This is a genomic window from Curtobacterium poinsettiae, assembly GCF_047226435.1.
In the GTDB taxonomy this organism is placed as follows: domain Bacteria; phylum Actinomycetota; class Actinomycetes; order Actinomycetales; family Microbacteriaceae; genus Curtobacterium; species Curtobacterium poinsettiae.
On the sequence record NZ_CP178434.1, the window covers coordinates 3,123,077 to 3,145,436 of the forward strand.

Sequence of the window (22,360 nt, forward strand, 5' to 3'; positions counted from 1 at the left end):
ACGTTCGGCGGCGTCACCGGCCACCGAGACCGCTGGTGACGATCCCCTTGACCAGGTGCTTCTGGAGCAGGATCAACAGGATCACGGTGGGCAGCATCGAGATCACCGACGCCGCCATCACGAGGTTCCACTCGGAGCCCTGCTGCCCGAAGAACTGCTGCAGGCCGAGCGGGATGGTGCCACGGGCCTCGACGTCGTTGACGATGACGAGCGGCCAGAGGAACGAGTTCCAGTACGCGATGAACGAGAACACGGCGAGGACCGCCATCGTCGGCCGGGCGAGCGGGAGCATCACCGAGAAGAACGTCCGGATCGCTCCGGCACCGTCCACCCGGGCGGCGTCGTCGAGCTCCTGCGGCACGGTGAGGAAGAACTGCCGCACCAGGAACGCGCCGAGGGCCGTGAACGCCCACGGGATGATGAGCGCCTGGAACGTGTCGACCCACCCGAAGCCCTGCATCATCACGTACATCGGGATGACGAGGACGTCCTGCGGGATCATCAGCGTCGCGAGGAACAGGACGAACACCGTGTTCCGGCCGCGCCACCGCAGCCGTGAGAACGCGTAGCCGGACAGCACCGCGACGGCGACGTTGATCGCCGTGCCGGCCGCGGCGACGAACACGCCGTTCAGGATGAACCGGGCGAACGGCAGGTAGGTGAACGCCTGCGCGTAGTTGCCCCACTCGATGGACGAGCCCCACAGGGTCGGCGGGGTCGTGAACACGTCGGCCGACGGCTTCAGGCTCGTCGCCACCATGTAGATGAGCGGCGAGACGAACAGCAGGGCCACCAGGCACAGCAGCACGTACCCGACCGCGTGGCGCACCCTGCCGGCCTGCCGGTGCGTGCGGGGCAGCGCCCGCGGGTTGATCGTCCGGTTGGACGAGGTCAGCTCACTCATAGTGCACCCACCGCTTCTGTCCGAGGAACTGGACGGCCGTGATGCCGAGGATGATGACGAACAGCACCCATGCCCCGGCCGATGCGAGCCCGAGCTGCTGGGTCTGGAACCCGGTGTTGTAGATGTACTGCACCAGGGTCTCGGTCGCGGTGCCGGGACCGCCCTTCGTCAGGACGAACGGCTGCACGAACACCTGGAACGAGGTGATCAGGGTCATCATCGTCGCGAAGAAGATCGACGGCGAGATGAGCGGGAACTTGATCCGCCAGAACATCTGCCAGGCGTTCGCCCCGTCGAGCTGGGCAGCCTCGATCTGGTTCTCCGGCACCGAGTCGAGCGCCGCCGAGAAGATCAGCATGTTGTAGCCGAACCCCTGCCAGACGCTCATCGCGACGACGGCGAGCATCGCCCAGTGGTCGTCCGCCAGGAAGTTCGGGGCGTGCACGCCGACGGTCGACTGCAGCGTCGCGTCGATGGCGCCGCCCGGCTGGTACAGCATCCGCCAGACGACGACGTTCGCGACGATCGGCGTGATCGTCGGGATGAAGAACAGCACGCGGAAGACGTGCCGGTGCCGGATCTTCGGGGTGAGCCAGGCCGCGAGTCCGAGGGACACGACCAGGTTGAGCGGCACGTAGAGCACGACGAACAGCACCGTGTTGAGCGTGACCGTCCGGAAGATCGGGTCGGAGAACAGCTGCGCGTAGTTCGACAGGCCGGCCCACGAGCGTTCACCGAGCATCGGCCAGTTCATGAAGCTCACGACGAGCGACGCCAGGATCGGGAACGCCGTGAACACGACGAGGCCGATCGAGTGCGGTGCGGCGAACGCCGCGCCCCACCACGAGCGGCGGCCGAGCTCGGCGTCGGCGCCGCCGGTCTTCCGGCGGGGCGCCGCGCCGGTCGCGACCGCGACCGCGGGGGCGGGCAGCGCCGCCTCGGCGGGTGGGTCCTGGATGGTGGTCATGCGACGACCTCCTCGTCGTTCGCGCGGTCCTGAACAGGGTGGGGATCGGACGGGAGGCCCGTGGCGGGGCCGTGGCGGGCCTCCCCGTCCGTCAAGGGGTGACGCCCGTCACTGCGAGCCGAGCTGGCTCGCGATGGACGACATCGTGTCCTTGCCGGAGGTCTGTCCGTTCACCGCCTGCAGGGCGTACTGCGCGAAGAGCTGGTTGAGCTGGTCGCTCTGCTTGTTGCCGGGCAGCGGGGTGGCGTTCTCGAGCCCCGTCTTCAGGGCGTCCTCGACCCCGTCGATGCCGGCGTTGTCGTACCAGGCCTGCTGCGCCGCGGTGCGTGCCGGGAAGGCGCGACCCTGCTCGGCGAGCGAGGTGAGCGTGGCCTCGTTCGTCATCGTCGTGATGGCCTTGAACGCCTGCTCGGGGTACTTGCACTGCTTCGAGATGCCGAAGCCCGACCCGGCGGCGAACGAGCTGGGTCCGTCCGTGCCCGAGGGGATGGTCGTGATGCCGAGGTCGAACTGCACCTTGGCCTTCTGGCTGATGATCGACCACGGACCGTCGCTGTACATCGCGACGTCACCGGACACGAACGCGTTGTCGTCGGTGGAGCCGTCCGTGCTCGCCTGCGTGGCGTAGCCGTCCTTGACCAGGCTGCCGATCCAGTCGAGCCCCTCGGCGAACTTCGTGTTCGAGGCGTCGAGCGTGCCGTCGGCCCCGATGACCCGACCGCCGTTGTAGCCGAGGATCATCGACTCGAGGGGGATGTCCTCGACGCTCGTGCCCCAGATCGGCGTGCCGGCGGCCTTGAGCTGCTTCGCGGCGTCCTCGAACTCGTCGACCGTCCAGCCCGGCTTCGGCTCGGGGACGCCCGCCTTGTCGAAGATGTCCTTGTTGTAGAACATGACCATGGGGCCGGTGTCGTACGGCAGCCCGTAGAGCTTGCCGTCGACCTTCATGCCGTCGAGCCCGGTCTGGTCGTACTCGCTCAGGTCGAGGTCGGCCTGCTTCGCCATGTCGTCGATCGGCACGAGCACGTCCGTGTAGTTCGCGGCGCGGAGCGACTGGATGCTCACGATGCACGGGGCGGTGCCGGTGGACAGCTGCGTGCGGAGCTTCGTCCAGTAGTCGTTGAACGGGGAGCCCTGGATCGACACGTCCACGTCGTCGTCGGTCTTGACGGTGTCGGCGACCTTCTGCCACGCGGCCTTGTCCTCCTTCCCGGCGATCCACATGGCCCAGGTGAGGGAGTCCTTCGACTGGCCGTCGCTGGCGTTGCTGCCAGCGGAACAGCCGGTGAGCGCGAGCAGGGCAGCTGCTGCTGCCGCCAGCCCGGCGGTACGTCGTCGTTGCATCGGTGTCTCCACTTCGTCGTGGTGATGGGGTGTGCGGGGAGGAGGAGTCAGGCGACCCGGACGGCGTCCGGGACGTGCGCTGCGTCGGACTCGGCCCAGACCGGGCCGTCCGGGAACGCGTGGGTGGTCAGGGTGTCGGCGAGCATCTCGGTGCCGGCGCCGGGCGCGGTCGGCGGCCAGTAGCGGCCGTCGTGGACGTCGACCGGGGTCACGAAGTGCTCGTGCAGGTGGTCGACGAACTCGATGCACCGGGTGTCGAGGTCGCCGGTCAGGGCGACCGCGTCGAACATCGACAGGTGCTGCACCGCCTCGCACAGGCCGACACCGCCGGCGTGCGGGCAGACACGGACGCCGTGCTTCGCGGCGAGGAGCAGGATCGCCAGGTTCTCGTTCACCCCGGCGACCCGGGTGGCGTCGATCTGCAGCACCGACATCGACCCGGCCTGGATCAGCTGCTTCGCGATCACGCGGTTCGCCATGTGCTCCCCCGTCGCGACCGGGATCGGGGCGATGCGCCGGGCGATCTCGGCGTGGGCCAGGATGTCGTCCGGGCTCGTGGGCTCCTCGACCCACGCGATGTCGAAAGGGCGGAGCCGGTCGATCCACGCCACGGCCTCGTCGACGTCCCAGCGCTGGTTCGCGTCGATCGCGATCCGGACGTCCGGGCCGACGGTGGCGCGGGCGATGCCCATCCGTCGGACGTCCTCGTCCACGTCGCCGCCGACCTTGAGCTTGATCTGGGTGAACCCGTCGTCCACGGCTTCGCGGCACAGCCGCGCGAGCTTCTCGTCGTCGTAGCCGAGCCAGCCCGGGGTCGTCGTGTAGGCGCGGTAGCCCTCGCGCTCCAGACGGGCACGGCGTTCGGCACGCAGCGGTTCGGCGGCGCGGAACAGCTCGAGCGCCTCGGCCGGGGTGATCGCGTCGGTCAGGTACCGGAAGTCGACCAGGTCGACGAGTTCCTCGGGGCGCAGGTCGGCGAGCAGGGCCCAGAGCGGCTGCCCCGCACGTTTCGCCCGCAGGTCCCACAGGGCGTTGACGACGGCGCCGATCGCCATGTGCATGACGCCCTTCTCCGGGCCGAGCCACCGCAGCTGCGAGTCGTGCACCATCGCGCGCCAGGTGCCGCCCATGTCGGCCAGGACCGCCTCGGCATCGGCGCCGACGACGTGCCCGCGGAGCGCCGCGATCGCCGACTCCTGCACCTCGTTGCCGCGGCCGATGGTGAAGACGAAGCCGGTGCCGACCAGGCCGTCGAGCGCGTCGGTGGTGATCTCGACGTAGGCGGCGGAGTAGTCGGGTGCGGGGTTCATGGCGTCGGACCCGTCGTGCTCTCGCGAGGTCGGGAACCGGATGTCGTGCACGTGCAGACCGGTGATGCGGCTCATCTGTGTCTCCTGCCGTCCGGTCTCCGTCGACCGAACGGTGCAATCAAAACATCCGATGTCTTGCGCGTCAAGAGCCGTGTTCGTGCCGTTTCGGCGAAAGTCACCCCGCAACCGTCCGATGACTGCGCATGCGGTGGCCTGGACGCACCAACGGCCTGGAGGCGCGGTGCGGGCCGGTCCCGCACCGCGCCTCCAGGCCGTTCTCACCCCCGCGCCGGGGGCGACGCGATGGTCGCGCCGGTCAGGCGGAGGCGAGCCGCCCCATCTCGGCGACGACCGCACGCAGCCGCGCCGCGAGCTCGTCGCGCGAACCGTCCGCCGACCGGTGGGCCGACTCGATCACGGCGGCCATCACCAGCGTGGTCGCGGTCCGCGCGGTGTCCTCGCCGACCCGCTCGGCAGCGACCGTCAGGACCGTCTGCCGGGCGTGCGCCATCCACTGCATCATCGCCGGGACCATCTCGGGCCGGGCCCGGACGAGCTCCTTCATGCGCCGACGGTCCTGTGGCAGGGTGACCGTCTGCGCGACGAGCTCGCAGAGGTCCGACACCAGCGGACCCGCGGAGCCGAGGAACACTGCGCGCGCCGCGTCCGGGACCATCGTCGCCGGCAACCCGAGGGCCGCCTCGGCCTTCGACGGGAAGTAGTTGAAGAACGTCCGCGGGGAGACCCCGGCGTCCGCGCAGATCTGCTCCACCGTCACCCCGGCGAGCCCCCGCTCGGTGACCAGGGCGAGTGCCGACCGGTGGATGGCGGATCGGGTCTGCTGCTTCTTGCGTTCCCGCAGGCCGCAGTCGCTCGCGACGAGGTCCTCGGTGGTGGTGGTCTGGTGCACGTGCTGCGCTCCGTCCTGCTCTCGGGTCCGTGCGACGCCGGGCCTCCGCGTCGTGTGACGAGGAGGCCCGGCGGGGTTCAGTCCTTGGACCGACCGCCCTGGACCGGGATCGAACCGGTGACCGGGGCGGTGGGCGAGCCCATCGTGTCCGCGGCCCGCACGGCCTGCGCTTCGAGGTCGTCGGCGGTGCCGGCGTCGTCCGCCTGCTCCTGCAGGGCCGAGCTCTTGCGGAGCGGCGGCGCCTTGAAGAAGAAGCTCAGGACGAACGCGAGCAGGATCACCGAGAAACCGACCCAGTAGACGGTCACGGCCGAGGCGTTGAACCCCGACATGAACGGCCGGGTCAGGGCCGGGTCCGCACCGTTGAGGTAGGACGTGTCGCTCGTCTCGGCGTTCGAGTCCTTCGAGTCGTTCGCGCCCTTGTCGATCTGCTTCGACAGCTCCGGGGCGAGCTGGTCCACCCAGTAGGTGCGCTGCGACGAGTCGGACCAGTCGACGACGAGTCGGCCGTCCTGCACGCTGGCGTGCGCCTTGTCGGCGGCTGCGGTGAGCGCCTGCTGCCGCACCGCATCGGGAGCACCGGCGGTGGCCGCGGTCACCTGGTCGGTGGCGGTGTCGAGCCCGGACTGCACCTGCTGCTGGAGCGGGGTGACGATCGGGTTCCAGATCTGGTCCATGACCCCCTGGTTCGCCTTGGCGCTCGCGACAGTCGGGTCGAGCGCCGCGCTGAGGGCGGGCTTCAGGTTCGACTGGTCCGCCGTGGCGTGCAGGATGTTCGTCGGCATGAGCGAGAACAGGACGGACAGCAGCACGGCGGTGCCGAGCGTGCCACCGATCTGGCGGAAGAACGTGGCGGACGACGTCGCGACACCCATGTCCCGCGGCTGCACCGCGTTCTGCGACGCCAGGGTGATGCTCTGCATGAGCTGGCCGAGCCCGAGGCCGATCAGGAACATGCCGATCATCAGGAACCACAGCGGCTTGTCGATCGTCATGAACGTCAGGACGACGTAGCCGAGCGACACCAACGCCGTCCCGATGACCGGGAAGATCCGGTAGCGGCCGGTACGGGCCACGATCTGCCCCGACGCGATCGAGGCGATCATCAGGCCACCGATCATCGGCAGCGTGGCGAACCCGGACTCCGTCGGCGTGAGACCGGTGACGATCTGCAGGTACAGCGGGATGGTGAGCATCGCACCGAACATCGCGAAGCCGACCAGGAAGCCCAGGACGGTCGCCATCGAGAACGTGGCCGAGCGGAAGAGCTTGAGCGGGATGATCGCGTCGTCCTGCATGCGGGTCTCGATCACCAGGAAGGCGACGAGGCCGAGTGCGCCGATGCCGTAGCAGGCCAGCGCGCTCGCCGAACCCCAGCCCCACGTGCGACCCTGCTCCGCGACGAGGAGCAGCGGTGCCAGCGTGACGATGACCGAGGTGGCGCCCCACCAGTCGATGCGCGGCTTCGCCTTGGCCTCGCCGAACTTCGGCAGGTGCAGGAACGCGATCACCATGAGCAGCGCCGCGACGCCGATCGGCACGTTGATCAGGAACACCCAGCGCCAGCCGGTGATGCCGACGATCGAGCTCGCACCGGCGAACAGTCCGCCGATGAGCGGGCCGATGACGGACGAGATGCCGAAGACCGCCAGGAAGTAGCCCTGGTACTTCGCACGCTCACGGGGCGCGAGGATGTCGCCCATGATCGCCAGCGGCAGCGACATCAGCGCACCGGCACCGATGCCCTGGAACGCGCGGAAGGCGGCCAGCATGGTCATCGACGTCGACAGGGTCGAGAGCAGCGACCCGAGGATGAAGACCGCGATGCCGAAGATGTAGAGCGGGCGACGACCGAAGACGTCGGAGAGCTTGCCGTAGATGGGCGTGGTGATGGTCGACGCGATCAGGTAGGCGGTCGTGACCCAGGCCTGCTGGTCGAGGCCGTGCAGGTCGTCGCCGATCGTGCGGATCGCGGTGCCGACGATGGTCTGGTCGAGCGAGGACAGGAACATGCCCGCCATCAGGCCGTAGATGACGAGCAGGATCTGGCGGTGCGACATGATCGGCTTGCCCGGCGTGCTCGCCGGGGAGTCCTGTCGTCCGCGCGACACCTCGACGGGTGCGGTGGCAGTGGACATGCGGTGTTCCTCACAGGGGGTGTGGCGTGGTTGTCGTCGGCCTGGTCGGGACCCCGAACGAGGATCAACCTTGCAGGCTCTGCAACTTTACACCGCAAGCACCTTTGCCGCCAACGCAAAGTTGCCGAGCGTGCACGTTTGTGTACGGGTTCTCAGGTAGCGTCGGGTCATGGGGCGAACCACCTGGACCGACGTACCGACGACGCTGCGGCAGCAGGTGGAGGGGATGCTGGGCGGGCCCGTCGTGACCGCCCAGTCGCAGGCGAGCGGGTGGTCCCCCGGCAGCGCCGACCGCGTGACGACCGGGGCCGGACGACGCGCCTTCGTGAAGACCGTGTCGCGCTCGCGCAACGAAGCGGCCTTCGAGCTGCACCGGCGCGAGGCGACGGTCATGGCGCAGCTGCCGACCACCGTGCAGGCGCCGCGGCTGCTCGACGCACTGCACACCACCGTCGACGGCGACGACTGGGTCGCGCTCGTGCTCGACGACGTCGCGGGACAGCACCCGGGCAGCCACCTCGACGGTTCGGACACGACGGCCGTGCTCGACGCGCTCGACACCCTGCCCCTCGCGACCGGCGCGCTGGCGGCACTCCCCCGCATCGCCGAGGACCTGCGCGACGAGTTCGGGGCCTGGGACCGGATGCTGACCGACGACGCGACCGCCGCCCGCGTCGCCGAGGTCGTGCCGCCGCACGTGCTCGACGCCGGCCCCGCGATCGCCCGTGCGGCGTCGCAGGCGGCCGCGCTCGTCGACGGCGAGCACCTCGTGCACGCCGACTGCCGAGCGGACAACCTGCTCGTCGACGGCGGCGGGCTCGTCTGGGTGGTCGACTGGCCCTGGGCGAGCGTGGGTGCGCACTGGCTCGACCCGCTGACCTACCTGCTCGACACCCTCGTGCGTGGTGAGGACGCCGACGTCGAGCACCACCTCGCCACGCACCCGGTGTTCGCCGAGGTTCCGGCCGACACGATCGACGCCGTGCTGGCCGGGCTCGCCGGGCTGTTCTTCGAGCACGCCCTGCCGCCGGCGCCACCGAACATGCCCACGATCCGCGACTTCCAGCGGCGCGAGGGCGTGGCGGCCGCCGAGTGGCTGCTCCGCCGCTGGGCCGACTGACGGCTCGTCCGCGGACGCCGGGGGACGCATCTGTCCAGGGAGCGCAGCGCGCCGGAGCGTACGGTCCACCGCATGACTGACGAGCACCGCACCCCGCGCCCCGAAGACGACGCCGCGCGCCTCGGTCTCGTCGTCGTCGGCGAGGCAGCAGCCCTGCAGTCCGGCGACGAAGCGGCGTTGGACGCGAGCGAGCAGAACATCCGCGACACGATCGACGAGCTGGTCGACGAGCCCCTGACGCAGCGGCAGGAAGAGGTCGTCGAGCGACTCGCCGCGGCCGGTGGGACCCTGACCGCTGGGCTCAGCGGCGCCCTCGCCGCACAGAGCGGACGCAGCGTCGACGACGTGCTCGAGGGCGCCGCTCGCAGTGTCGTCTGGCAGCAGCGGCTGGCCGACCAGCGCGAGGACGCCGGGTCGCAGCAGCGTGAGGACGCCGGTGGGCAGCAGCGCGACCAACAGGACGAGAACGGGCGCGGCGAGGGCTGACCCCCGACGCGCCCGCCGAACGCTCGGTTACTCGACCGGTTCGGCCTGCGGCGCCGCCTGCTCGCGCACAACGGCACGGGCGGCTGCCTGCCCCGTCGTGGTGCTCTTCACGATGTCGCTCAGGGTGAACCCGGCGGTGGCACCGAGCAGCGCATCGACCTCGCTGAACTGGCTGACGACGCTCTTCGACAGTGCGCCGGCGCCGTCGGAGGACACCACGGTGAGCGTGTCGATGTTGCTCATCGGAGCAGCGAGCTCGCGGGCGATGCTCGGCAGTGTCTCGATCGCCTTGACCCGCAGGACGGCCTCGGAGTGCTGTGCGAGCGCGTCGGCCTGCGCCTTGGTCGCATCGGCCTCGGCCTGACCCTTCGCACGGATCGCGTCGGCGGCGGCTTCACCCTCGGCGCGTGAGGCGTCGGCGGCGAGCTTGCGGGCGTCCGCTTCGGCCTTCGCCTCGGCCGCGACGGCCTCGGCGGAGATCCGGCGGGCCTCGGCCTGGGCGCGTGCGGTCTCGACCTGGGCACCGGCAGCGGCTTCGGCCTCGACGCGGGTCTTGCGAGCCTGGGCCTCGGCGACGGCGGAGACCTCGGACTCGAGCTCGGCACGGCGCAGTTCGGCACGCTTCTGCGCGGTGATCTGCTCCTGCTCGACGACGCCCTGGGACGCACGCGCCTGGGCGAGCGGGCCGGCGGCAGCGGCTTCGGCGGACGCACGGTCGGCGTCGAGCTGCAGCGCGGCACGACGGATGGCCAGGGTGTTCTCGGCCTCGGCGATCGCCTGGTCGGCGGTCGCGCGCGCCTCTCGCGCTTCACGGTCGGCCTGGGCCTCGGCGTTCTCGGCCTCGAGTCGCACCCGTGCACGCTCGGCACGACCGAGGTCACTGATGTACTCGTTGCGGTCCGATATGCCCTTGATCTCGAACGAGTCGACGTCGAGCCCCTGGCTGTGCAGGGCGTCCTTCGCGACGTCGAGCACGGCGACGGTGAGCTGGTCGCGCTTGCGGATGATGGTCGACACGTCGGTCGCACCGATCGAGGCGCGGAGCGAACCGGACAGGACCTCGCGCGCGAAGTCGTCGATCTTCTTCTCCTGCCCGAGGAACCGCTGCGCGGCAGCCCGGATCGAGGCGTCGGTCTCGCCGACCTTGACGAGCGCGACCGCTTCGACGTCGATGGTGACCCCTCGGGAGTCCTGCGCGTTGACGTTGATGTCGATCGCGCGCGAGCTGAGCGACAGCTTCGCGACCTTCTCGAAGAAGGGTCGGACGAGCACGCCGGCGCCGAGCACGACCTTGATGCCGGACTCGACGGTCTCGGTGCCGTCGTCGTTCTTGACCTTGCGCGAGCGCTTGCCGGTGATGATGAGCGCTTCGTCGGCGCCGGCGTTGCGGTACACGACCTTGGCGTAGATCAGCGCGATCACGGCGAGGACGATGATCCCCACGATGACCAGCGGGATGGCTCCGAGCGCGAACAGGACGTCCATGTTTCCCCCCTTGCGGACCAGGTACCAGCCTGGATTCCGCATCTGTTGTTCCGTTGGCTCCCATCCTAGGAGCGCCGGCGGACAGCGGGGGGCGCGCAGGGAAGTGTCGGGGACGACAGACGGGAGGCGCGGTGCAGGATCACCTGCACCGCGCCTCCCGGCCGTGTCGCGTCAGCGCCTACGCGCCCGCACGCCACCAGTCGTCGAAGGGCGTCGCCGGCACCTGCCGCTTGTGCTCCGTCGCGCGGTAGCGCGACTCGATCGCCTCGGCGACCTCGATCGGCACGTCGTGCCCCTGCAGGTAGGCGTCGATCTCGGCGTAGGACAGCCCCAGGTTCGCCTCGTCGGTCTGCCCGGGCGTCTCGTCGAGCAGGTCCGCGGTGGGGGCCTTCTCGTACAGACGGGCGGGTGCGCCGAGGTGCTCGAGCAGCTGCCGCCCCTGGCTCTTCGACAGCCCGGTGAGCGGGGTGAGGTCGACGCCGCCGTCACCGTACTTGGTGAAGAAGCCCGTGACGGCCTCGGCCGCGTGGTCCGTGCCGACCACCAGCAGGCCACGCTGCCCGGCGACCGCGTACTGGGCGACCATGCGCATGCGGGCCTTGACGTTGCCCTTCACGAAGTCGCTCAGCTCGACGCCGGAGGCCGCGGTGTCCTCGACGACCCCGTCGACCCCGTGCTCGATGTTCACGGTGATGCCCGGGTCGGCCGCGATGAACTGCAGGGCGAGCTGGGCGTCGTCCTCGTCGGCCTGCACCCGGTAGGGCATGCGGACGGTCGTGAACTCGGCCGGGTGCCCCTCAGCACGGAGCGACTCGACCGCGAGCTGGGTCAGGCGGCCGGCCAGGGTGGAGTCCTGCCCGCCGCTGATGGCGAGGAGGTACCCCTTCGCCCCGGTCGTCAGCAGGTAGTCGCGCAGGAACCCGACACGACGGGCGACCTCCTGCTCCGGGTCGATGGTCGGCTGGACGTTGAGGTCCGCTGCGATGGCGGCTTGGAGTTCACGCACCACCCCAGTATCACGCCGATCGGCCCGGATGGACCGGATCGATCGACAGTTCGATGCCACGCGATGGCGCTGTCGATCGCCCAGGAGTGCTGTTCGTCCCGATCGTGTTCGTCGCCACGCCGACGCCGCACTCGAGGCCACTCCCGTGGCGCACGCGGTCGCGCCGCGTGCGCTTCGTGCGCAGGAACGGTCGGGTGCGCGCCTGCGACCCGACCGTTCCTGCTCACGAAGTGAGGTGCGCCGCGCTACGAGCTGCGCTCGGCGCTGCGCCCACGGCGCAGCAGCAGCACGACGACAGCACCGGCCACCAGGACCGTGCCGGCGCCGAGGGCGACCCACACGCCGGGCGCGATGCCCGGTGACGACGACGGCGCTCCGTCGGACGCCCCGGTGGCCGTCGCGGTGGCGCTCGGTGTGGGCGCGGTGCTCGCCGTCGGGGTCGGAGCACCGGTCGCGCTCGGGGTCGGAACAGCAGCTGCAGCCCGGTAGTCGAACGCGAGCGTGCCCTCGATCGGGTGGCCGTCCGGCGACACGTACCGCCAGAGCACCGTGTAGTTGCCCCGGTCGAGATCGACCGCGCGGCGCATGGTCGTGCCGGAGACGGTCACGTCACCCGTGGCGACGTCCGTGCCGGCAGCATCCGTCACCTGGATCCGGAGCCCGGCGTCGAGGCCGGCGAGCGGCGCCTCGGAGAAGGTCAGGTCGACGGTCTGCAGCGGTTCGGTGATGACCGCCCCGTCCGCCGGGGTACTGCTCGTCAGGGCCGAGTGGGCAGACGCGGGCTGGACGCCGACGAGCGTCAGCAGTCCCGCCGCGACGATCGCCAGTGCCGCCGCAGTGGTTCGGGCTGTACGCATGCGCAGACTCTACCGACGGTCGAGCGGCAATCCGCTGCGGGTCAGAGCTGCTCGCCGAGGAAGTCTGCGTACGTCGGCTCGTAGCGCGCGTCGCCGGCGCCGACGAGCTGGTGGCCGGTTCCTTCGAGGCGCTCGGCAACGAGGGCGGCGAGTTCTTCCGGGGACCGGAGCCCGTGGCGGTGCCAGATGTTCTGCAAGTTGGCGGCCATGATGACCAGCCCTTCGTCGAGATGATGCGCATCTCGGATCCGTCCGGGTCGACCCGCTGTGCCAGACCCCACAGATCGTGAGGAGCATCGTGACGACGAGTCCCTGATGACTGACCCGGTACCGCAACGATACGGTCGCGTCCCACCGCCGTCGAGGTGGATGCGCTTCGCGGCTGACGACCGACGGGAGGCCCGGTGCCAGCCGGCACCGGGCCTCCCGTCGTCAGGGGGTCGCGCCCAGGGCGCGGGTCCGCTCGATCAGTCGGTGCCGGAGTCGAAGGCGGCGCCTTCGGAGGCCAGGTCGGTGCGACGGCCCATCGCGTCCTCGGCGTCGGAGGCGACGATCGCGCCACCGAGGATCTCCTCGGCCTCGCCCGCCTCGAGCTCGCCGACGAGCTCGGCCGTCGCGCCACCGATGAGGCCGGCGGCGGCGTACTGCTCGAGTCGCGAACGAGAGTCCGCGATGTCGAGGTTGCGCATCGTGAGCTGGCCGATGCGGTCGTCCGGCCCGAACGCGGCGTCGCCGACGCGCTCCATCGACAGCTTGTCCGGGTGGTACGACAGCGCCGGGCCCGTGGTGTCGAGGATCGTGTAGTCGTCGCCGCGACGCAGACGCAGCGTGACCTCGCCGGTGACGGCGGAGGCGACCCAGCGCTGCAGCGACTCACGGAGCATCAGGGACTGCGGGTCGAGCCAGCGGCCTTCGTACATCAGGCGACCGAGACGGCGACCCTCGTTGTGGTACGAGGCGACCGTGTCCTCGTTGTGGATCGCGTTGAGCAGGCGCTCGTAGGCGATGTGCAGCAGCGCCATGCCCGGCGCCTCGTAGATGCCGCGGCTCTTCGCCTCGATGATGCGGTTCTCGATCTGGTCGGACGCACCCAGGCCGTGGCGGCCACCGATGGCGTTCGCCTCGTAGACCAGGGCGACCGCGTCGGTGTACTCGACGCCGTTGATCGCGACGGGGCGACCGGCCTCGAACCGGACGCTGACGATCTCGGTCGCGACCTCGACGTCGTCACGCCAGGCGGCGACACCCATGATCGGCTCGACGATGTCCAGGCCGCTGGACAGCTCTTCGAGGCTCTTCGCCTCGTGCGTCGCGCCCCAGATGTTCGCGTCGGTCGAGTACGCCTTCTCGGTGGAGTCGCGGTACGGGAACCCACGGGCGACGAGCCACTCGCTCATCTCCTTGCGGCCGCCGAGCTCCTCGACGAACTCGGAGTCGAGCCACGGCTTGTAGACGCGCAGGCGCGGGTTGGCCATCAGGCCGTAGCGGTAGAACCGCTCGATGTCGTTGCCCTTGTAGGTGGAGCCGTCGCCCCAGATGTCGACGCCGTCTTCCTTCATGGCGCGGACGAGCATCGTGCCCGTCACCGCGCGACCGAGCGGCGTCGTGTTGAAGTACGTCTTGCCGCCTGAACGGATGTGGAACGCACCGGTCTGCAGGGCGACCAGGCCTTCTTCGACCAGGGCGCTCTTCGCGTCGACCAGTCGGGCGATCTCCGCGCCGTACTCGTGGGCGCGGCTCGGGACGGCGTCGATGTCCGGCTCGTCGTACTGGCCGATGTCGGCCGTGTACGTGCAGGGGATCGCTCCCTTCTCGCGCATCCAGGCAACGGCGCAGGAGGTGTCGAGACCCCCTGAGAACGCGATGCCGACTCGTTCGCCGACGGGGAGACTGCTCAGGACCTTGGACACAGGGTCAATCGTACGGGGCCAGCGGGGTGGACTACCGTCCGGGGCGACGGTTGTGGAGACCTCTCCGGCCAAGTGCCCCTTGCGGGAGACAAAAGTTCGCCCCTAACCCCGCCGTGCCCTCGGGTCTGGTGCGGCTGCACGAAGTGGCCTGGGGCTATCTCCGACTCACGGCTCTTCCCCAGACCCACACGTGGCGCGTAGCTCCGCCGTCCGCCGTGTACTGCACGAGGAGAGCTCGGGCGGTGTGGGCGAAGAAACGCCTCCATCTGAATAGCCGTCTCGGGATAGAGCACCTACGCTGTGACGGGGACAGGGGTATCCGCCTCCATTACCGGGCGACCTTCCAACTCCTCATTGCTGAGAATGACGGGGCCGGGCCGCGCGATGAAGCCATTGAGCGGAGCAGATGAGGGTGCGCTTTCTACTTAAAGTGACCACGCAGGACAGGCTCCGCCCTCTCCGAACAGACTTGCGAACGTGACCGTCAGCTTTCCGATGCTGGCCGCACCACTCCTTCACTGAACCACCACACGAGGGTTGACGCAAGCAGCACTGCGGCCTGTGCCTGCTGCTCGGTCGCATCCTTGTAGTCTTCGCGCCCGTGGCGGCTCTCGTGACCCTTCCAGAGGGCGCGGAGCATCTTCGCCAATGTCTCAGCCCCCGGTGCGTTGCGATCGTCACGGAAGACCAGAGTCCACTTGTCAGGCTGCGTCTCCAAGTAATTGATGACGTTGCTCAGCGTTGCCGTGTCCTTGTTGACCTTCACGACGGTGAGAGCAGCGATTTCCACGGCGACGACGGCGTTGGAGTACGCATCCGAGGGCGATCGGTGCACTCCGAAGGCTTGCGTGAAGGCTTGTTGCAGTTCCACCGCGGCGGCGCTGTCGCGGTTCAGTGTTTGCTCCACGCTGCGCAGTACGCCGGCGGAGACAGACTTGACGAGCGTAAATCTGTCACCGATGCGAGCAGCAGTCCACTCGCTGTTGGCTTTCTTCAACACTTCGTTCAACTCGTTGGCTTTCGGATCAATCCCCCAGCCCGCGGGCTGAGGGATCCAGGCGAGAAGGAAGTCCATCAAGTTGATGTATGTCTCGTCCTCAACCGTTTCAAGGAACTTCATCATCTGCGAACCGAAGGAGATGCTGGCGCTGGTGAAGCCCCAGTCCGTGTGCGTCAGAAGCTGGAAATCAGTGAGAGCGTCGGAAGGAAAGTAGTCGCCGTGCGGTGACAAGCGGTTGCGGAACCAGGGCATGAGCGGTCTACGCAACCACGGCGGGAAGCCCTCGGTGACGAGCTGTTCTCGCCCGTTCGGGAAGATCGGTTGCCAGACTGCCGTCATGATCGGAACTCTACTAAACGGCGGGCGGCATCATGCGGCAATAACTACTCCGCTACGGAACCACCACACGAGGGTGGCTGCGAGGATCACGGCAGCTCGCGCCTGCTCAATTGTCACATTCGCATACTCCTTTGCACCGTGCCGAGAGTCGTGGCCACGCCAGAGCGTACGTAGCATCGCGGCTAGGCTCTTCGCTCCAGGAGCCTTCTCTGAGTCGCGGAGCGTCAGCTTCCACTTCGGTGTCTCGGCTTCAAGCAAGGAGAAGATGTTGGCAAGGGTCGGCTCCGGCATGCCGAGAGGGATGACAGCGAAGGCTGCGCTCTCAACCGCCACCACCGCGTTGTAGTAGGCGATGGACGCGCGCGGATTCGTACCGAACGCGTCAACCCATGCTTCCTGCAACTTCTGCGCTGCGGCGTCCGCCCCTGCCGCGGCCTGCTGGACCGAGTTCAACACTCCTGCTGGGACACGTTCCACCAGCCGTGGCTCATCACCCACTACGGCGACAGCCCACTTGCTTCCACCCTCGCTGAGGATGTGTTCCAGGTAGCTGTTATTCGGACCCTCAGGGCGGTCATCCTCCCCGAACACGAGCAGGTAGTCCATGAAGTTGACGAGCGTCGCGTCGTCGCACCGGCGCAAGAACGGCCGCACGTCGTCCTCAAAGTAGATCTCTCGTGGGCTGAACCCATAGTCCGCGCGCATCGTAAGCTGAAAGCGGATCAGCGCAGCAGGGAAGAACTGCTCCTCGTATGCAGATAGCAACTTCTCTCGGAACCAGGTGATGGTTGGCTCTCGCAGCCATCGCGGGAACCCGTCAACGAGCACCCCTTCCATCCCAGAGGGGACAGGAGGCTGCCAGGTGTTGTCGGTCATGTCAGCAGGCTACACAGCGCGGCGGACACCCTGACGTCGGCTCAGTTGTGGCACGCTCGCATCATGGCCCCTCCGTACAAGTGGCAGCGCATGCTGGATGCGTCCAAAGACGAAGCGACCCTTGCCGTGCGTCTGTACAACGATCCCAAAGAGGCGCGGTCGCTGGAGGGGTTCATTGTTCACATGCACATAGCGTGGTTGTACCTGTTCCAAGCGAAGTGGATGAAGGCGGGCAAGGAAAAGGCGTACCGCCGCCGCGAGAGTGACAAGCCGCTGCGCTACAAGAAGATTGACGGTGAGTACGAGAACTACCCGCTGGACTGGTTTGTGAAGAGCGAGTACCCCGCCCCCGCGAACCCCGTTCGGGCAAACCTCAATTTTTTCATCAAGCTCCGCAACAAGATCGAGCATCGGCACAACGGGGCCGAGGAGGTCTTGCAGTCCATAGTGAGCGGCGAGTGCCACTCGTTGCTGTTGAACTACGAGGAAGCTCTTGTGGCCCTGGCTGGCAGCGAACAGTCCCTTGCGCACATCCTGAGGTTCCCCGTGTTCATCGGCGGGTTCACCGACAGGGGGAAAGCAGACTTACTTCGGATGACGAAGAGCCTGCCAGCAGACCTTCGGACGTTCCTCGCGGAGTACGACAGCAGCCTTGACGACGCAGTGACCCGTGATCCGAAGTACTGCATGCGGCTGACCGTGCTGCTGGAGAGAGGCAACCGCAAGGGTGACATGCCGATCCAGTTCTTCAACATGGACGACCTGACCGAAGAGGAACGCGAAGCAGCTGAGAAGCTCGCGCAGCGCGGGATGGTTATCAAGCATGCGAAGGAAGTGGCTGTCTCCAACGCTGGCAACAGCAAACCGAAGCAGGTCATCGCGGACGTTGCCTCTGCCATCCCGTTCGTGTTCAACCAACGTCACTTCGTCCTCGTGAACAAGGCTCAGCATGTTCGCCCGTACGGGGCCACTAATTCGCCAGCGGAGACGCGCAAGGAGTGGTGCATTTGGGACGCACCACACAACGATTACACGTACACGCCCGCGTACACGGCATGGCTCATCAAGCAGTGCAGCACAGAAGAAGGCTTCAAGAAGACCGTGGGGGTTGCAGCGAAGCTCCCTGCGGCCAAGGACCCAGCCTGAGAACGACCACCAGCCCCTGAGCACTTACATCCATAGCCCGTCCGCAGAGTGCGGCGATAAAAGACCCCGAGCAGGGCGACTGCCCAGGCTTTTCTGTATTTTGATTACTCGCTCTTTGTGGGACGTGAGATGCGGGTAGTGATGGGGCTCGCTAGCCGAGAGCAGCGAGCGTACCTGTACGACCGCCTTGATCTGCGTCAGGACTACTTCCCTGATGGGCAAGCCGTCCGAGTCACTTTGCCCCCAACCAGGCCACTATGCCTGGTGGGGGGCAACGTCAGTGCCCCTGGAGGGACTCGAACCCCCAACCGTTTCCTTAGGACGGAACTGCTCTTCCATTGAGCTACAGAGGCTGGCCCGTCCACTCTAGCGGCGGAAGGGCCCCAGGAACGCGTGCAGTTCGTCGACGAACAGGTCGGGCTGCTCGAACGGCGCGAAGTGCCCGCCGCGGTCGAGTTCGTGGTGGAACACGAGGTTCGTGGTCCGCTCGAGCCACTCGCGCGGCGCCCGCACCAGGTCGCCGGGGAAGATCGAGAACCCGGACGGCACCTCGACCCGTCGCTCCAGCTGCTCCGCAGGGATCGCGGCGTTCGCGTGGTACATCCGCATCGCCGAGCCGATCGTGGCGGTGGCCCAGTACTCGGTGAGCAGCGCCAGGACCTGGTCGCGCGTGTAGACCGACCACAGGTCGCCGTCGCAGTCGCTCCACGCCCGGAGCTTCTCGACGATCCAGGCGGCCAGCCCAGCGGGTGAGTCGTTCAGCCCGACCGCTGCGGTCTGCGGCTTCGTCCGGTGCAGCATCGCGTAGGCGCCCTCGGCGGTGCGCCAGCGGTCGGTCGCGGCGACGAACTCCCGTTCGGCGGCGGACAGCGTCGACGGGTCGAGCCCCGGCCAGGCGAGCCCGCCGTCGATGCGGTGCACGGCGACGACCCGGTCGGGGTGGTCGAGTGCCAGGTACCGGGCGACGTGTGTGCCGATGTCGCCACCGGAGACCGCGAACCGCTCGTACCCGAGATCCGTCATCAGTGTCGCCCACATGCCGGCCACCTGCCGGGCGTCGAGCACCTGCGGCGGCGCATCCGAGAAGCCGTACCCGGGCATGTCCGGCACGACGACGTCGTACCCGGCGTCGACGAGCATCGGCAGCACCTTCCGGTACCGCCAGCCGGAGTCCGGCCAGCCGTGCGCGAGCAGGACCGGCAGCGCGTCCGGCTGTGCGGCCCGGGCGTGCAGCAGGTGGATGCCGATGCCGTCCACGACGGCACGACGCGAGGGCAGCGCGGCGAGCGCGGCACGGTGCGCGTCGAAGTCGAAGCCGTCGGCCCAGTACTCGACGAGTGGCCGCAGGACGTCGTAGTCGGCACCGAGCGACCAGCCGACCCCGGCGGGTGCGTCCGGCCAGCGTGTGGCACGCAGCCGCGCGCGCAGGTCGTCGATGGTCGCGCCGTCGATGTGCGGTGTCTCGCCCATGCGGCCGACGCTACGCGGCGCCACCGACGCAGATCGGCGAACGGGGACCGGCGCCGCTCCCCCTGGCGGACCGGCTGCATGTCCGCACAGGCCGTGACGAGCCTCCTGGCGGCGTTCACCTGGCGGACACCCGCGCATCGTCTGCCCGCCATGGGGTGCGTCGACGCTGGTCGGACCGCGCCGGTCCCGGCGTGGCGGCACGTACCCAGGAGTCCCATGATCTCGCTCGTCTGCCTCGACATGGCAGGAACCACCGTCGACGACGGTGGCGTCGTGCTCGACGCCTTCCGCACCGCGCTCACCGACGTCGGCCTCGAGCGTGGGAGCGCCGAGCACGACCATGCCGTGCAGTACGCCGTCGACACCATGGGCCAGTCGAAGATCGCCGTCTTCACGGCGCTCTTCGACGGGGACGGCGTCCGCGCCGCAGCGGCGAACACCGCGTTCGAACGCGCCTACGCACGCACCCTCGACCGGGGCGTGCGGCCGGTGGACGGCGCCGTCGAGACGCTCGTCGCACTCCGCGCCGCGGGGCGACAGATCGCGCTGACCACCGGGTTCTCGCCCACGACGCGCGACGCGGTGCTCGACCTGCTCGGCTGGCGGCCGCTGATCGACCTCGCGCTCTCCCCCGCCGACGCCGGACGCGGGCGCCCGTACCCGGACATGGTGCTCACCGCCGTGCTCCGGACCGGCACCGACGACGTCCGTGCCGTGGCGGTCGTCGGTGACACCGTCGCCGACCTGCTCACGGGACACCGCGCCGGCGCCTCCGTCGTGGCGGGCGTGCGGACCGGGACGCACCAGGACGCGGACTTCGCGACGGTCGAGCACACCCACGTCCTCGACTCGGTCGCCGAGCTGCCGTCGGTGCTCGCCGAGGTCGACGAGGCCGTGGCCGCGGTGTGACGACCGCGTGACGACCTCGCCGGTGCCAGAGGCCGCCGGGGTCGCAGCGTTGGCCGGCCTGGTCGGCGGCTCCGCGACTGACGGTCCCCCTCAGCCGAGGACCGCCGGGGCGATGCCGAGGCCGGTCGTCATGCCGATGCCCGTTGTGACCGTCACGACGTCGACGCCGGGCAGCGGCTGGTCGATGAGGAACTCCCGCCCCGGCGCCGAGGCGTAGACGCCCTGCCACCGGTCGACCACGGAGACCGGCGCACCGAACAGGCGCTCGGTCTCGGTGACGAGCAGCCGGAAGCCGTCCTCGTCCTGGAACGGCGGTGCGTCGACCCCGCGCTCGTGGGTGTCCCCGACGATGATGCTGCCGTCCGGCGGCGACGTGTACATCTGGTTGAGGTCCCAGCGGATCCCCTCGGGCAGGTCGGCGGCGAGCCGGTCCCGCAGGGCTCCCGCTCCGGGCATCGCGGCGAACCCCGAGTAGCGCAGTAGCGACCACCCGGTCAGCAGCGGTGTGGCGAGCGGGAAGGCGAGGGGGATCGTCGCACGCAGCATGTGGAGCCGGCAGCGGACCAGGCCGATCGACTCGGCGAGCTCCGGGAAGAGCTGGTCGAGGTCGTGGTTGGTGCAGACGACGACCCTGGTCCCCTCGACGACGCCGCGACCGGTGCGGACGGCGCCGGCGGCGACCTCGAGCACGGGGGTGCGCCAGAGGAAGGTGACCCCCTGCTCGGCGAGCCAGCGCGCGATCGCGGGTGCTGCCTCCCGGGGGTCGACCTGCAGGTCGTGCGCCAGGTGCGCGCCGCCCAGGGCGGTGTCCGGGTCGACCGGCACGGCCGCGGCGATCTCGACAGCGTCGGCCAGCCGCACCTCCGCGCCCGAGTCGCGGTACTCCTCGAGCACCGCCATCTCCTCGGGGCGACGGGCGACGACGTGGGCACCGCGTTCCCGAGCCGTGAAGCCGGCGAGCTGCGCGAGTGTGAGCCAGCGGCGGCGTGCCTCCTGGGCGTACCCGGCTGCCTCGCCGCTCTGCGGGGTGACGCAGGCGTGGCCGAAGTTCCGGACGCTCGCCCCGACGACCGCGCCCGCACGGTCGACCACCGCGACCCGGGCGCCCTGCCGGAGTGCCTCGTACGCCATGCCGAGTCCCACGATGCCCGCGCCGACCACGACGACGTCGTACCGTTCGGTCAGCGGCTGGTGGTCCGTCTCGGTGTCGAGTGCGGTGCGTGCGGAGCGGGGCATGGAGACCTTTCGGGCAGTGCGGGACGCCGGTCCGGTGCGGACGTCGCAACTGTCGCAGGCAACCGGTGGGGCGGGGTTCCGTCCCGGTGCACACGGCGTGGACGGCAGGTGAAATCGATCGGCACCTGTCCGGACAGCCCGGCCGGGTCAGGTGGTCTCGGTGCCGCCCGGCGTGGCGCGGCGGTCCCGTCGACTGCGGAGCCGCGTGCCCTGCACGCGCGTCAGGGCGGACTGGAGGCCCGTGGCGGCGTCGCCACGGGCCTCCCGTCCGTCTCGTGGTGCCTCCTACCGACGGCCGCTACGCGGCCACGAGGTACTCGTCCCACTCCGCCTGCGGGCGCTCGATGCCACGCACGACCCACGAGGACCCGTGCGGCACCTTCGGCGGGAACCGGAGGCGCCACCCCATCTCCTGCGGGGTGCGGTCGCCCTTGGTGTTGTTGCAGGTCAGGCAGCAGGCGACCAGGTTCTCCCACGAATCCTGCCCACCGCGCGACCGCGGGTGCACGTGGTCGATGGTGGTGGCGTGCCGGCCGCAGTAGGCACAGTGGTTGCCGTCGCGACGCAGGACGCCGCGACGGGACACGGGCACGAGCCGGGAGTGCGGGATGCGGACGTAGCGGGTGAGGATGATGACTGTCGGACGTTCGTAGCTCGACGTCGACCCGGTGACCGGGTGTTCGACGTCGGCCGCGACGACGGCGGCCTTCTGGTTCATGACCAGCACGAGGGCTCGTCGGAACGAGATCACCGCGAGGGGCTCGTAACCGGCGTTGAGGACGAGAGTGCGCATGGGTTCCCTTCCGACGTGCCTGGACGGCTTCCAGGCGCTGCGGGTGCGTCGGACCGACGACGCGGAACGGGTGAACACGGCCTGTTCACACCCCTGGAACCACGAAGAGCACCACCCGGATGGGCAGTGCTCTCGTCATGCAGGGGCGTGCTCG

20 protein-coding genes and 1 tRNA gene are annotated in these 22,360 nt (G+C 69.2%); 4 read left to right on the forward strand and 17 right to left on the reverse strand.

From position 1 onward, the window contains the following. Nucleotides 1-13: 13 nt before the first annotated feature. The 6 genes from ACL00U_RS14705 to ACL00U_RS14730 form a co-directional block, all read right to left on the reverse strand. Entirely contained in the window at nt 14-904 is an 891-nt protein-coding gene (locus ACL00U_RS14705) for a carbohydrate ABC transporter permease (RefSeq protein ID WP_052481878.1), read from the reverse strand. After that, on the reverse strand, nt 897-1,871 hold the full coding sequence (locus ACL00U_RS14710; protein WP_042540073.1) for a carbohydrate ABC transporter permease: 975 nt from the start codon (nt 1,869-1,871) through the stop codon (nt 897-899). The genes ACL00U_RS14705 and ACL00U_RS14710 overlap by 8 nt, the downstream gene beginning before the upstream one ends. 108 nt (nt 1,872-1,979) lie before the next feature. After that, nucleotides 1,980-3,215 (reverse strand): ABC transporter substrate-binding protein, encoded by a 1,236-nt coding sequence (locus ACL00U_RS14715; protein ID WP_235517659.1) that lies wholly within the window; start codon nt 3,213-3,215, stop codon nt 1,980-1,982. Between the two features lie 47 nt (nt 3,216-3,262). Continuing rightward, nucleotides 3,263-4,600 (reverse strand): enolase C-terminal domain-like protein, encoded by a 1,338-nt coding sequence (locus tag ACL00U_RS14720; RefSeq protein ID WP_071250318.1) that lies wholly within the window; start codon nt 4,598-4,600, stop codon nt 3,263-3,265. Between the two features lie 241 nt (nt 4,601-4,841). Beyond that, nucleotides 4,842-5,435: a TetR/AcrR family transcriptional regulator gene (locus tag ACL00U_RS14725; protein ID WP_214531968.1), complete on the reverse strand. Its 594-nt coding sequence runs from the start codon at nt 5,433-5,435 to the stop codon at nt 4,842-4,844. A 77-nt stretch (nt 5,436-5,512) separates the two neighbouring features. After that, a complete protein-coding gene (locus ACL00U_RS14730) occupies nt 5,513-7,573 on the reverse strand; it encodes an MDR family MFS transporter (protein WP_140449398.1) in 2,061 nt (686 codons plus the stop codon). Nucleotides 7,574-7,742: 169 nt separating this feature from the next. Here ACL00U_RS14730 and ACL00U_RS14735 point away from each other — a divergent pair, with 169 nt between their 5' ends. Both ACL00U_RS14735 and ACL00U_RS14740 read left to right on the forward strand, forming a co-directional pair. Beyond that, nucleotides 7,743-8,693 carry a phosphotransferase gene (locus ACL00U_RS14735; RefSeq protein WP_412873565.1) on the forward strand — a complete coding sequence of 317 codons (951 nt, stop codon included), beginning with the start codon at nt 7,743-7,745 and terminating at the stop codon, nt 8,691-8,693. 72 nt (nt 8,694-8,765) lie between these two features. After that, the gene (locus tag ACL00U_RS14740; protein WP_017888022.1) at nt 8,766-9,179 is read left to right on the forward strand and encodes a hypothetical protein; all 414 of its coding nucleotides are present in this window, start codon (nt 8,766-8,768) and stop codon (nt 9,177-9,179) included. A gap of 27 nt (nt 9,180-9,206) precedes the next feature. On the opposite strand, the gene ACL00U_RS14745 is transcribed toward ACL00U_RS14740, so the two are convergent. From ACL00U_RS14745 to ACL00U_RS14775, 7 genes are all read right to left on the reverse strand, one after another. Further along, complete coding sequence (locus ACL00U_RS14745) at nt 9,207-10,664, reverse strand: SPFH domain-containing protein (RefSeq protein WP_017888023.1); 1,458 nt, start codon at nt 10,662-10,664, stop codon at nt 9,207-9,209. 178 nt (nt 10,665-10,842) lie between these two features. After that, a complete protein-coding gene (gene nadE / locus ACL00U_RS14750; RefSeq protein ID WP_031260204.1) occupies nt 10,843-11,670 on the reverse strand; it encodes an ammonia-dependent NAD(+) synthetase in 828 nt (275 codons plus the stop codon). Between the two features lie 245 nt (nt 11,671-11,915). Beyond that, nucleotides 11,916-12,527, reverse strand: a complete 612-nt coding sequence (locus ACL00U_RS14755) for a copper resistance CopC family protein (protein WP_017888025.1) — start codon at nt 12,525-12,527, stop codon at nt 11,916-11,918. A gap of 41 nt (nt 12,528-12,568) precedes the next feature. Beyond that, entirely contained in the window at nt 12,569-12,736 is a 168-nt protein-coding gene (locus tag ACL00U_RS14760; RefSeq protein ID WP_017888026.1) for a hypothetical protein, read from the reverse strand. Between the two features lie 258 nt (nt 12,737-12,994). Further along, nucleotides 12,995-14,437 (reverse strand): argininosuccinate synthase, encoded by a 1,443-nt coding sequence (gene argG, locus ACL00U_RS14765; protein WP_042540079.1) that lies wholly within the window; start codon nt 14,435-14,437, stop codon nt 12,995-12,997. Between the two features lie 484 nt (nt 14,438-14,921). Continuing rightward, nucleotides 14,922-15,776, reverse strand: coding sequence for a hypothetical protein (locus ACL00U_RS14770; RefSeq protein WP_262118042.1), 855 nt, complete (start codon nt 15,774-15,776; stop codon nt 14,922-14,924). Nucleotides 15,777-15,806: 30 nt separating this feature from the next. Then, complete coding sequence (locus tag ACL00U_RS14775; RefSeq protein WP_412873566.1) at nt 15,807-16,652, reverse strand: hypothetical protein; 846 nt, start codon at nt 16,650-16,652, stop codon at nt 15,807-15,809. A 63-nt stretch (nt 16,653-16,715) separates the two neighbouring features. On the opposite strand from ACL00U_RS14775, the gene ACL00U_RS14780 reads away from it, so the two are divergent. Continuing rightward, nucleotides 16,716-17,798, forward strand: a complete 1,083-nt coding sequence (locus tag ACL00U_RS14780) for a DUF3644 domain-containing protein (protein ID WP_262118046.1) — start codon at nt 16,716-16,718, stop codon at nt 17,796-17,798. Nucleotides 17,799-18,079: 281 nt separating this feature from the next. Here the strand turns inward: ACL00U_RS14780 and ACL00U_RS14785 are convergent. Both ACL00U_RS14785 and ACL00U_RS14790 read right to left on the reverse strand, forming a co-directional pair. After that, nucleotides 18,080-18,151 (reverse strand) — tRNA-Arg (locus ACL00U_RS14785). A 13-nt stretch (nt 18,152-18,164) separates the two neighbouring features. Continuing rightward, entirely contained in the window at nt 18,165-19,268 is a 1,104-nt protein-coding gene (locus ACL00U_RS14790) for an epoxide hydrolase family protein (RefSeq protein WP_262118047.1), read from the reverse strand. 216 nt (nt 19,269-19,484) lie between these two features. Here ACL00U_RS14790 and ACL00U_RS14795 point away from each other — a divergent pair, with 216 nt between their 5' ends. After that, entirely contained in the window at nt 19,485-20,177 is a 693-nt protein-coding gene (locus ACL00U_RS14795) for an HAD family hydrolase (protein WP_262118049.1), read from the forward strand. 90 nt (nt 20,178-20,267) lie between these two features. Here the strand turns inward: ACL00U_RS14795 and ACL00U_RS14800 are convergent, their stop codons facing one another. Further along, a complete protein-coding gene (locus tag ACL00U_RS14800) occupies nt 20,268-21,413 on the reverse strand; it encodes a TIGR03364 family FAD-dependent oxidoreductase (RefSeq protein ID WP_262118050.1) in 1,146 nt (381 codons plus the stop codon). Between the two features lie 298 nt (nt 21,414-21,711). Continuing rightward, on the reverse strand, nt 21,712-22,206 hold the full coding sequence (locus ACL00U_RS14805) for an HNH endonuclease (RefSeq protein ID WP_017888036.1): 495 nt from the start codon (nt 22,204-22,206) through the stop codon (nt 21,712-21,714). Nucleotides 22,207-22,360 lie beyond the last annotated feature (154 nt).

What these genes read in the sequence shown, in the direction of transcription:
- ACL00U_RS14755 (WP_017888025.1), bottom strand. Translation starts at nt 12,527, where the DNA reads ATGCGTACAGCCCGAACCACTGCGGCGGCACTGGCGATCGTCGCGGCG.
- ACL00U_RS14760 (WP_017888026.1), bottom strand. Translation starts at nt 12,736, where the DNA reads ATGGCCGCCAACTTGCAGAACATCTGGCACCGCCACGGGCTCCGGTCC.
- ACL00U_RS14805 (WP_017888036.1), bottom strand. Translation starts at nt 22,206, where the DNA reads ATGCGCACTCTCGTCCTCAACGCCGGTTACGAGCCCCTCGCGGTGATC.
- ACL00U_RS14710 (WP_042540073.1), bottom strand. Translation starts at nt 1,871, where the DNA reads ATGACCACCATCCAGGACCCACCCGCCGAGGCGGCGCTGCCCGCCCCC.
- ACL00U_RS14730 (WP_140449398.1), bottom strand. Translation starts at nt 7,573, where the DNA reads ATGTCCACTGCCACCGCACCCGTCGAGGTGTCGCGCGGACGACAGGAC.
- ACL00U_RS14780 (WP_262118046.1), top strand. Translation starts at nt 16,716, where the DNA reads ATGGCCCCTCCGTACAAGTGGCAGCGCATGCTGGATGCGTCCAAAGAC.
- ACL00U_RS14770 (WP_262118042.1), bottom strand. Translation starts at nt 15,776, where the DNA reads ATGACGGCAGTCTGGCAACCGATCTTCCCGAACGGGCGAGAACAGCTC.
- ACL00U_RS14740 (WP_017888022.1), top strand. Translation starts at nt 8,766, where the DNA reads ATGACTGACGAGCACCGCACCCCGCGCCCCGAAGACGACGCCGCGCGC.
- ACL00U_RS14745 (WP_017888023.1), bottom strand. Translation starts at nt 10,664, where the DNA reads ATGGACGTCCTGTTCGCGCTCGGAGCCATCCCGCTGGTCATCGTGGGG.
- ACL00U_RS14775 (WP_412873566.1), bottom strand. Translation starts at nt 16,652, where the DNA reads ATGACCGACAACACCTGGCAGCCTCCTGTCCCCTCTGGGATGGAAGGG.
- ACL00U_RS14790 (WP_262118047.1), bottom strand. Translation starts at nt 19,268, where the DNA reads ATGGGCGAGACACCGCACATCGACGGCGCGACCATCGACGACCTGCGC.
- ACL00U_RS14795 (WP_262118049.1), top strand. Translation starts at nt 19,485, where the DNA reads ATGATCTCGCTCGTCTGCCTCGACATGGCAGGAACCACCGTCGACGAC.
- ACL00U_RS14800 (WP_262118050.1), bottom strand. Translation starts at nt 21,413, where the DNA reads ATGCCCCGCTCCGCACGCACCGCACTCGACACCGAGACGGACCACCAG.
- ACL00U_RS14720 (WP_071250318.1), bottom strand. Translation starts at nt 4,600, where the DNA reads ATGAGCCGCATCACCGGTCTGCACGTGCACGACATCCGGTTCCCGACC.
- ACL00U_RS14715 (WP_235517659.1), bottom strand. Translation starts at nt 3,215, where the DNA reads ATGCAACGACGACGTACCGCCGGGCTGGCGGCAGCAGCAGCTGCCCTG.
- ACL00U_RS14735 (WP_412873565.1), top strand. Translation starts at nt 7,743, where the DNA reads ATGGGGCGAACCACCTGGACCGACGTACCGACGACGCTGCGGCAGCAG.
- ACL00U_RS14705 (WP_052481878.1), bottom strand. Translation starts at nt 904, where the DNA reads ATGAGTGAGCTGACCTCGTCCAACCGGACGATCAACCCGCGGGCGCTG.